Below are 9,042 nucleotides of genomic sequence, written 5' to 3' on the forward strand. Positions count from 1 at the left end.
TGTCCTATCGTGAGGTCATGGAGGACCCGGTAGCCATCGGAGCGACGGGAACGCCGGCGCCCGCGCTTCGTGGGCTGGTCCGGCGCTATCACGGGTCCAGGTTCGAGGGATTCGCGCCGGGCGTGCATCGCGGTCTTCCCTCGCACCATCTCGAGTTCATCTTCTGCCTCGGCCGGCCGCTCATGATCAACACCGGCGACGGGTCGGACGGCCGCTCGTACCGGGGGCTGGTCGGCGGACTACACCATCAACCAGTGCAGGTGGGGCACGGCGGCTCGATGCGGAACGTCTCACTCGAATTGACTCCGCTCGGCGCGAGAAGGCTGCTGGGTGTTCCGGCTGCCGAGCTTGCCGGACACATTGTTGATCTTGATGCGGTGCTCGGAACTGCGGCCGGGACCATCACGGAACGGCTGGCGCTGGCGATCAACTGGGAAGCCTGTTGGGTGGTCCTTGATCAGACCTTGGGAAAGCTGGCCGCCCGTGATCCCGATCATGGCGCAGCGGACAGACCCGCCGAGCGGACCTGGCACCGCATCCTGACGGCTGGCGGTGCGGTTCAGATCGGAGCGCTGGCCACGGAGTCGGGCTACAGCCACCGCCAGCTGAGGGACCAGTTCGTCCGGGAGTACGGCATCTCGCCGAAGCAGGCCGCCAGGATCATTCGGTTCGAACGATCCAGCGAGTTGATCAAGAACCTTGGACGCGCCAGGCACCACCGGCCAGGTCCGGGCATGACTCTGTCCCAGATCGCGGCACGATGTGGCTACTACGACCAGGCCCACCTGACGCGGGACTGGAATCAGCTGGCCGGCTGCGCGCCCTCGACCTGGCTCCGCTCCGAAGACCTCCCTTTCGTCCAAGACAGTCAGCCCACGTCCGGCGCAGGCTGACTGCATGGACTCGACCGAACAACCGAAACTGTGGCCAAGCCTCGGCTATCGCGACGCCACCTCAGCTGTCCGATTCCTCAAGCAGGCACTGGGGTTCGATCAGCTCGCCCACTACCCGGGCGACGCACCCGGCGCAGTCAATCAGGCAGTGCTGCGCTGGAGCTCGGGCGCGATCATCACGATCCACAGCGCTGACGCGACGACCGTCGGCTTCGATGATCTCGGGGCCCGGATACCGGTCGGGATCTACTTGTACACGGACGATCCCGACGGTTTGTACGAGCGGGCACTGAAGGCCGGGGCCCGACCGGCCGGCGGTCCGGAGACCTCGCCGCGTGGCACCCGGGACGCAACAGTCGCCGATCCCGAAGGTTGCCTCTGGAGCTTCGGCACCTATCGGGGCAATTGACAGCGCGGGCGATGACCCAGCCAAGGAGGTCGTAGGGTCGCCAGGTGTTTCCCCATGAGATCGACGTCCGGCCGATCGACTACCTCGAGCAACTCGGTTCGATCTTCGCCCGCTTCGACACCCAGGATTCCGGCAACGTCTCGTACGGGATCCAGGTCGGTGACAACCGCTACTTCATCAAGACCGCCGGCGACCCGGCAGACCCCGATCCGTACCTGGACTTCGACGGCCGGGTCGCGCTGCTGCGCAACGCCGTCGATCTTGCAGGTACCGTTGATCATCCGGCACTGCCGGCCCTGCATGCCGTGATCGATTCCCCGGCGGGGCCGCTGCTGGTCTACGACTGGCGGGACGGCGAACTGCTCGGGGACCGCGGCGGCCCGGACAGCGCCCATGATCGATTCCGTGCGCTGCCGGTGGCGGACATCCTGGCGGTGCTCGACACGCTGTACGGCCTGCACGCCGACCTGGATGCCGAGGGCTGGGTGGAGGGCGACTTCTACGACGGAGCGATGCTGTACGACTTCCCGCGGCGACGCCTGACGGTGATGGACCTCGACTCGTACCGGCGCGGGCCGCACCGCAACGACATGGGCCGCATGTTCGGCTCGACCCGGTTCATGGCGCCCGAACAGTTCTCCCTCTGCGCCCCGATCGACAGCCGTACGACGGCGTACGTGATGGCCCGCGCCGCCCTGGTCCTGCTCGCCGACACTACCCTGGACCGCCCCGCGTTCCGCGGCTCCGACCGCCACTACGCCGTCCTCCAGGAAGCCACCACCACCCGCTTCCCCACCTACGCGACCTTCCACCAGGCCTGGCTCGCCGCCTCACGCTGACAAGTGTGGAGGAACCTTTCGCCGCGACTACCCGGCGGAAATTCACCCAAGAATCCGTTGACCGCAAAGGTGCCGGAAACGAGACGGTGCCGGCCCACCCGCAGTGAGCCGGCACCGCCCGGAAGGGAAGAACGCCCAGGCCTCGACCGATCCCCCGAACGTGGTCGGGGCCCGGGCGCCAGGTCCGCGGCGGAGCCACGCCCCGATCAGCAGGCCCACCCGAACCGGAGTCAATCTATAGAATCTGCGTGGCCAGATGCAAGATTCTGTGCATAACTGTGAGACGTTTAACTCGCCATGATGCTCTAACTGCTTGAATATGCGCCGTCGCATGACTGAGTTCGCGGCAAGCCTGGACGGATCGGCTCGGACAGAATCTGATCCGTCTACGATGCTCATCTGTAGATTTCATGCGGGGGTGAATGGCGTGACGGATGACCCAGACATCCTGCGGCGGCTGAGGCGGGAGATCCTCACCGGAGCGTTGCGACCCGGCGAGCCGATCACCGAACTGCAGCTGGCGGCTCGGCTGGGCGTCAGTCCCACTCCGGTACGGGAAGCCGTCTGGCATCTGGTCGCCGAGGGATACGTCGAGGGTGGCGCCAACCGGAGACGCCGGGTCGCCCGGCCGACCCCGCGCCGTGCGGTCGAGTTGATGGAGTTGCTCAGCCTGCTCGTACCCGCCGCGATCGATCGCGCCGACAGCCGCGCCCCCGGGCCGGAGATGGAGCGGCTCGCCGACCGGATCGATGACATCGCGACGCGCTTCGACCGGCAGGACGGCTCCGCTGTCCAACGGGCCGCGCACTCCTTCGGCACCGAACTCGGCCGGGCCTGCCGGCAGCCGCAACTGGCCCGGGCCCTTGACCGGACCCTGGCCCGGGCCGGCTCGCTGATCCGGTTCCCGGACGAGCTCTGGCTCCCCTGGCCGGCCTGGGCGGCCCGGATCCGCTGGATCGCCGAGCTGTTCCGGGACCGCCAGCTCAAGCGGGCCGAGCGGGAGACCGCCGAGGCGCTCGAGGAACTCACGATCAAGCTCGACCGGGCCCTGCGCACCGACCGTGCCGTCACCGAGGAGGTTCCGCCCGAGCGGCCCGAGACCGACAACCGGCACGACACCGTGTTGCGCCGGCTGCGGACCGACATCGTGAGCGGCGCGCTGCGCACCGGCGATCCGGTCCGCGAAACGGAGCTGGCCCGCCGCTACCAGGTCAGCTCGACGCCGGTCCGCGAGGCGATCCGGATCCTGATGGTGGTCGGACTGATCGACGGGCTGCCGCACCGGGTCCGCCGGGTCGCCGCCCTGCCCGACGACGACCTGGTCGACCTGCTCGACGTCGGCCGGCTGCTCCTCGGCTGGCTCTGCGACCATGCGCTGCCGGACCTGACCCGGACCGAGTTCGCGGCGATCACCGAGGCCGCCCGGCGGGTCGGCCAGGTCTACGACGACGGTGATCCGGAGTCGCTCTGCCTCGCCGTCCACACCGTGTACGAACTCCTCGGCCGGGCCGGGCACAACAACGAGATCTGGCGGCTGCTGGACCTGACGCTGCAGCGGTCGATGGTCCGCTGGCAGCTCCCGCCGGCCGCGGCCCGTACGGTGATCAACGGCTATCGCAGGCTCGGCGAGATCAGCTACACCGACCGGATGCCGCTGGTGCCGCAGACGTTCGACTCGATCCTGGCGAGCACGGTCGCCGGCGCCGTCAGCGCGCCGCAGGCCTAGCATCCCCGGTTCCGCTCGGGCAAGGGTCTTTCGCCCCGCACCCCCGTCAGGGTGGCTGTGCTTAGCTGGATTGATGAACGCCCCCGAACCAGCCGGCGAGATCACCGTCGTCCTGGTGGACGACCACGAGGTGGTCCGGCGAGGCGTCCGTGCCCTGCTCACCGAAGACCCACAGATCCGGATCATCGGCGAGGCGGAGTCGGCCGAGCAGGCGGTCGCCCGGATTCTGGCCCTGCGTCCGCGAGTCGCCGTGCTCGACGTACGGCTGCCGGACGGGGACGGCGTCTCGGTCTGCCGCGAGGTCCGCTCCCGCCATCCTGAGACCGCGTGCCTGATGCTCACCTCGTTCGCCGACGACGACGCCCTGTTCGACGCCGTGATGGCGGGCGCGGCCGGCTACGTCCTGAAGCAGGTCCGCGGCACTGACCTGGTCGGCGCGGTCAAGGCCCTGGCCGCGGGCCAGTCACTGCTCGATCCGGAGAGTACGGCGCGGATGCTGGAGCAGCTGCGGCGGCGGAGCGAGGAGGACGAGGACCCGACCCGGGTGCTGACGCCGCAGGAGCGCAAGATCCTCGAGCTGATCGGCGAAGGCCTGACCAACCGCCAGATCGGCGAGCGCCTCTATCTGGCCGAGAAGACGGTCAAGAACTACGTGTCGAACCTGCTGGCCAAGCTCGACCTGCGCCGCCGCACCCAGGCCGCCGCACTCGCCGCCACGCTGAAGGCCGGCCGGCGCCGGGCCGCGTATCGCGACCGCGGCGTCGACGGCTGAGTCCGCTCACGGACGCACCGGTACCCGCCAGACCACCACGGTCCCGGCCTCGTCGCCGGGGCTGACCTCGCACACGCCGCCGCGGCGGACCGCCCGGCGTTCGAGGTTCGCCAGCCCGCTGCGCCGGTCGGCGGCACCGAGGCCGACGCCGTTGTCGACCACCCGGACCTCGAGCAGACCGTCGTCGGACAGGTCGACCGCGACGTCGATCTGGGTCGCCTTCGCGTGCCGGACCACGTTGGACAATGCCTCGCTGAGCACCGCGGCGAGATCGTCGGCGACCGGGTCGGACAGGTTGGTGTCGAGCAGCCCGGAGGTACGGACCGCGGGCTGGAAGCCCAGCTGGTCGGCGGCCTGGTCGACGATCCGGGTGATCCGGACCCGGGGCCGGGTGGCGACCGCGCCGTCGTTCGCCTGCAGCGCGAAGATCGTCGAGCGGATCTGCCGGATGGTGTCGTCCAGGTTGTCCACGGCGGACTGGATCCGCTCCGCGACCTGGGGTTTCGCGGTCAGCCGGCCGGCGCTGACCAGCTGGATCGCGACGCCGTACAGCCGCTGGATGACGACGTCGTGCAGATCGCGGCCGATCCGTTCCCGGTCGTCGATGAGGCCGTACCGCTCCGCCTCCCGGCGCGCGTCCGCGAGTTCCATGACCACCCCGACCTGCTGGCCGAAGGAGCCCAGCATCCGCATCGAGTCGGCCGAGAACGGCACTCCGCCGGTACGCCGAGCGACGGCGAGGATGCCCTGCGACGTGGCCCCGAGCGGCAGCAGCAGCGTCGGACCGGGCAGGTCGACCCCGAAGGTCGCCGACACCTGGTCCAGGTCGGTCAGCAGCACCGCTTCCTGGGTCTGCAGCACCCGCCTGGACACCGAGCCCTCGGCGGAGAACTCCCGGCCGGCCAGCTCGGGCATCCCGTCGGTGACGTCCACCCGCAGCCGATCCCCCTCGGCCTGGATGATCCAGGCCGCGACCGCACCGGTCATCTCCCGGGCCCGGGCCGCGACGGTGCCGAACGCCTGCCGCCGGTCGGCCCCGGAGAGCAGCATCCGGGTCACCTCGGCGATCGCGTCGAGCCACACCTCGCGAGCCTTGGTCTCCTGATAGAGCCGGGCGTTCTTGATCGCGATGCCGGCCACCGAGGCCAGCGCCTGCACGATCGTCTCGTCCTGCTCGTCGAACTCGAGACCGCCGGCTTTCTCTGTCAGGTAAAGGTTTCCGAAGCACTCGTCGCGGATCAGGATCGGCACGCCGAGGAACCGCCGCATCGGTGGATGCCCTGCCGGGAAGCCGTACGACTCCGGATGGGACGCCAGGTCGGACAGCCGCAGCACCTGTGGTTCCTTGATCAACATCCCGAGCAGGCCGCGTCCGTGCGGGAGTTCCGGGATCCCGGCGATCTCCTCGTCGGTCATCCCGGTCGGCAGGAATTCGGCGAGCTCACCCTGCTCGCCGATCACGCCGAGGGCCGCATATTGACAGTCTGCAAGGGTTCTGGCCGCCTCGACGATCCGCTGCAGCACGGTCTCCAGGTCGAGCTCGGCGCCGATCGTCACCACCGCGTCGAACAGGGCGTGTACGCCGTCGCGGGCGGAGAGGACAGCGGTCAGCCGGTTCTGCAGTTCGCTGAGTAATTGATCCAGGGGAAGGGTCGGGAGAACATGGCGCCGGTCCACCCCGATCCCTCCCGTACCCGTATCCAACCTTGGGTAAGGCCATCATGAGTCAGCACCCTGAGTTCTGCAAGGGACTTCCCAAAGTGCCGCCGGACGTTCAGGCGGGCGTTCAGCTGTGCGAACTGAGCCGTTCAGCGGTGCCGCCGGCGGATGCGGGCACCGCGCCTTCACGCGTCAGGTACTCGCGTTCGGGCCAGGGCCGGGACACCCGGCCGAGCGCCTCCGGGATGCCCTGGAAGCGCAGCGTCGAGGATCGCTGGCGGGAGCGCGAGACGACCACCTCGATCGCCTGCTCACCGTCCCGCATCCGGTCCGGGGCGGTGGCCGCCCAGCAGTACAGCGGAACCCCGACCAGTCGGGCGAGCTGTGCGGCCGCCCGGTAGGTGGTGAGCCGGCCGCGGGCCGAGCGGGCCGGGCGGTCACTCGGGTCGGCGACCAGGATCGCGTCCGGGCGAGTCAGGTTGATCGACAACTCCCGTACCAGAGCGGGGAGGTCGAGCCACGGTACGTCGGTGATCGGATGGTCCAGCAGGACGAGCTCCGCCACGCCGAGGCGCTCCGACGAGGCCACGATCCGGTGGCTCCGCTCCAGCCGCGACTCGGCGTCGGTCGCGGACCGGCCGTCGGAGAGCAGCACCGCGCGCACCGTGCTCTCGTGCTCGACGAAGGAACCCACAATGGCGCCGAGCGCCCCGAACAGTTCCTCCGGCCCCGCCGCGATGGTCAACAAATTCGGGATCCACGGCGGCACAGCGGTTTCAATCATGTCCTCACGATCTCCCGGCGGGGCGCCCCACCGGCAGAATCGAAGGTCGTCCGCAATCAGGACCTTCGGCCCTGCAGAACAGCTGATCAAGGACGTACGGCGGTGCCGTCGGCCTTCCGGTCGGTCCCGTACGGCTGGTGATAGGCGGCCGGGTCGGCCCCGAGCAGCGCTGCTGCCTTCGACTCGTCCAGGTCGACCCCGAGCCCGGGCGCGGAAGAGGGATAGAGATAGCCGTTCTCGACGACCGGAGTGCCCGGGAAGACCTCCCGTTCCTCGTCCCGGAAATGGTTCTCCTCCTGGATCCCGAAATTCCAGCAGGCCAGATCGACCTGTGCGGCCGCGGCGAAATTCAGCGGGTCGTTGTCGCCGCCCTCCTGCCAGGCGGTACGGACACCGAACGCCTCGGCCAGGTTCGCGATCTTGATCGCCGCCGTGATCCCGCCGATCTTGGAGATCCGGGTCCGGATGAAGTCGATCAAGCGTTCGGTGATCAACGGACGCCACTCCAACGGATGCGTGAACAACTCCCCCACCGCCTGTGGCGTCGTCGACGACGCCCGCAGATTGCGGTACCAGTCGACGTGCTCCGGCGGCAGGATGTCCTCGACGAAGAACAGGCCGTACGGTTCGAGCGAGCGGGCGAGCAATACCGCATTCTGCGGCGACAGATGTGAATGCACGTCGTGGGTGAACTTGATCTCCGCACCGAAGCGCTCCCTGAGGGCTGCGAACATCGCCGGAGTCGACGCGAGATAGGCCTCCTCGTCGAACGGGCGGCTCTGCCACGGGTCGCGCGGCAACCGCGCGGCCGGCCCGCTCAGGAACCCGCCACCGCCGTAAGGCCCGAGCTGGCAGCGAATCACCGGCCAGCCGGTGTCCACGTAACGCTCGACGTCGTCGATCAACTCCGGCATCGTGGCACCGGATGCGTGGGCATAGCAGGGAACGGCCGAGCGCGCCTTCCCACCCAGCAGTTGGTGGATCGGGAGGCCCGCCTCCTTGCCCTTGATGTCCCACAGGGCAACGTCGATCGCGGCCAGCGCTGTGTTGCTGACGGACCCGTTCCGCCAGTAGCCGGCCGAATAGAGAGTCTGCCAGATGTCGGCGATGTCGGCGACCTCCCGCCCGATCAACATCGGCCCGTACAGCTGTTCGATCACCGCGACCACCGCGGCGGGATTGTAGCGATCACTCGCCGACCCGAGGCCGTACAAACCCGGCTGGTCGGTTTCGATCTTGAGAATCGTCCAGCTTCCGTCATGTCTCGTCCGCAGGCAGCGGACCCTCGTCACCGTCGTCACATCGGGATTCTCTCAGCCACAACTCAAGATCATCCAGAGAAGATGATCATGGAACCCTGTGGGGCCGGACGACATCTCGGCGAAATTCTCACAAAATCAGCTGAACCCCCTAGCCAGGGATTCCAAATCACGATAACTGTAATAGCACGACGCCACCCGGCGCTCGTGAGACGACCAGCCACGTAGGCCAGGACCAACGGAGGAAACATGAGCGAGGAAACGTTCGGCTCGGGCGAGGAGAACGAGAACCAGTACGGCTCGAATGACAATCAATCTGGCGGTTCATCCGAGAGCTACGGTGGCGATTCGGGTGGCGGCTTCGGCGGGGGTGACTCCGGCGGCGAGTCCGGTGGCGGCTATGGCGGCGGTGACTCCGGCGGCGAGTCGGGCGGCGGCTACGGCGGCGGAGATTCCGGCGGGGAATCGGGCGGCGAGTCGGGCGGCGGCTACGGCGGCGGCGATTCCGGCGGCGAATCGGGCGGCGATTCCGGCGGCGGCTACGGCGGCGGTGACTCCGGCGGCGAGTCCGGTGGCGGCTACGGCGGCGGTGACTCCGGCGGCGAGTCCGGTGGCGGCTACGGCGGCGGTGACTCCGGCGGCGAGTCCGGTGGCGGCTACGGCGGCGGTGACTCCGGCGGCGAGTCCGGTGGCGGCTACGG

At 68.9% G+C, this 9,042-nt stretch carries 9 protein-coding genes; 6 read left to right on the plus strand and 3 right to left on the minus strand.

The features are described from left to right. The first annotated feature begins 17 nt into the window (after window positions 1-17). The 5 genes from ACFQU4_RS19185 to ACFQU4_RS19205 all read left to right on the plus strand — a co-directional run bounded on the left by ACFQU4_RS19185 (window position 18) and on the right by ACFQU4_RS19205 (window position 4,639). A complete protein-coding gene (locus ACFQU4_RS19185; protein WP_377494804.1) occupies window positions 18-893 on the plus strand; it encodes a helix-turn-helix domain-containing protein in 876 nt (291 codons plus the stop codon). A 4-nt stretch (window positions 894-897) separates the two neighbouring features. Next, window positions 898-1,302: a VOC family protein gene (locus ACFQU4_RS19190; protein WP_377494806.1), complete on the plus strand. Its 405-nt coding sequence runs from the start codon at window positions 898-900 to the stop codon at window positions 1,300-1,302. Window positions 1,303-1,346: 44 nt separating this feature from the next. Further along, a complete protein-coding gene (locus ACFQU4_RS19195; RefSeq protein ID WP_377494808.1) occupies window positions 1,347-2,141 on the plus strand; it encodes a hypothetical protein in 795 nt (264 codons plus the stop codon). Window positions 2,142-2,568: 427 nt separating this feature from the next. Then, on the plus strand, window positions 2,569-3,867 hold the full coding sequence (locus ACFQU4_RS19200; protein ID WP_377494810.1) for a GntR family transcriptional regulator: 1,299 nt from the start codon (window positions 2,569-2,571) through the stop codon (window positions 3,865-3,867). 73 nt (window positions 3,868-3,940) lie between these two features. After that, on the plus strand, window positions 3,941-4,639 hold the full coding sequence (locus tag ACFQU4_RS19205) for a response regulator (RefSeq protein WP_377494812.1): 699 nt from the start codon (window positions 3,941-3,943) through the stop codon (window positions 4,637-4,639). A 6-nt stretch (window positions 4,640-4,645) separates the two neighbouring features. On the opposite strand, the gene ACFQU4_RS19210 is transcribed toward ACFQU4_RS19205, so the two are convergent. The 3 genes from ACFQU4_RS19210 to ACFQU4_RS19220 all read right to left on the minus strand — a co-directional run bounded on the left by ACFQU4_RS19210 (window position 4,646) and on the right by ACFQU4_RS19220 (window position 8,383). Then, on the minus strand, window positions 4,646-6,316 hold the full coding sequence (locus tag ACFQU4_RS19210) for a GAF domain-containing sensor histidine kinase (RefSeq protein ID WP_377494814.1): 1,671 nt from the start codon (window positions 6,314-6,316) through the stop codon (window positions 4,646-4,648). Window positions 6,317-6,425: 109 nt separating this feature from the next. After that, window positions 6,426-7,082: a hypothetical protein gene (locus ACFQU4_RS19215; protein WP_377494816.1), complete on the minus strand. Its 657-nt coding sequence runs from the start codon at window positions 7,080-7,082 to the stop codon at window positions 6,426-6,428. An 86-nt stretch (window positions 7,083-7,168) separates the two neighbouring features. After that, a complete protein-coding gene (locus tag ACFQU4_RS19220) occupies window positions 7,169-8,383 on the minus strand; it encodes an enolase C-terminal domain-like protein (protein WP_377494818.1) in 1,215 nt (404 codons plus the stop codon). Between the two features lie 207 nt (window positions 8,384-8,590). On the opposite strand from ACFQU4_RS19220, the gene ACFQU4_RS19225 reads away from it, so the two are divergent. Then, the coding region (locus tag ACFQU4_RS19225) for a hypothetical protein (protein ID WP_377494820.1) at window positions 8,591-9,042 on the plus strand (452 nt) is incomplete at its 3' end.

Source organism: Microlunatus sp. GCM10028923 (assembly GCF_042666975.1).
Classification (GTDB): Bacteria; Actinomycetota; Actinomycetes; order Propionibacteriales; family Propionibacteriaceae; genus Microlunatus.

Bases quoted from the DNA above. Each gene is read 5' to 3' on its own strand.
- ACFQU4_RS19185 (WP_377494804.1), top strand. From the start codon at position 18: ATGGAGGACCCGGTAGCCATCGGAGCGACGGGAACGCCGGCGCCCGCG.
- ACFQU4_RS19215 (WP_377494816.1), bottom strand. From the start codon at position 7,082: ATGATTGAAACCGCTGTGCCGCCGTGGATCCCGAATTTGTTGACCATC.
- ACFQU4_RS19190 (WP_377494806.1), top strand. From the start codon at position 898: ATGGACTCGACCGAACAACCGAAACTGTGGCCAAGCCTCGGCTATCGC.
- ACFQU4_RS19205 (WP_377494812.1), top strand. From the start codon at position 3,941: ATGAACGCCCCCGAACCAGCCGGCGAGATCACCGTCGTCCTGGTGGAC.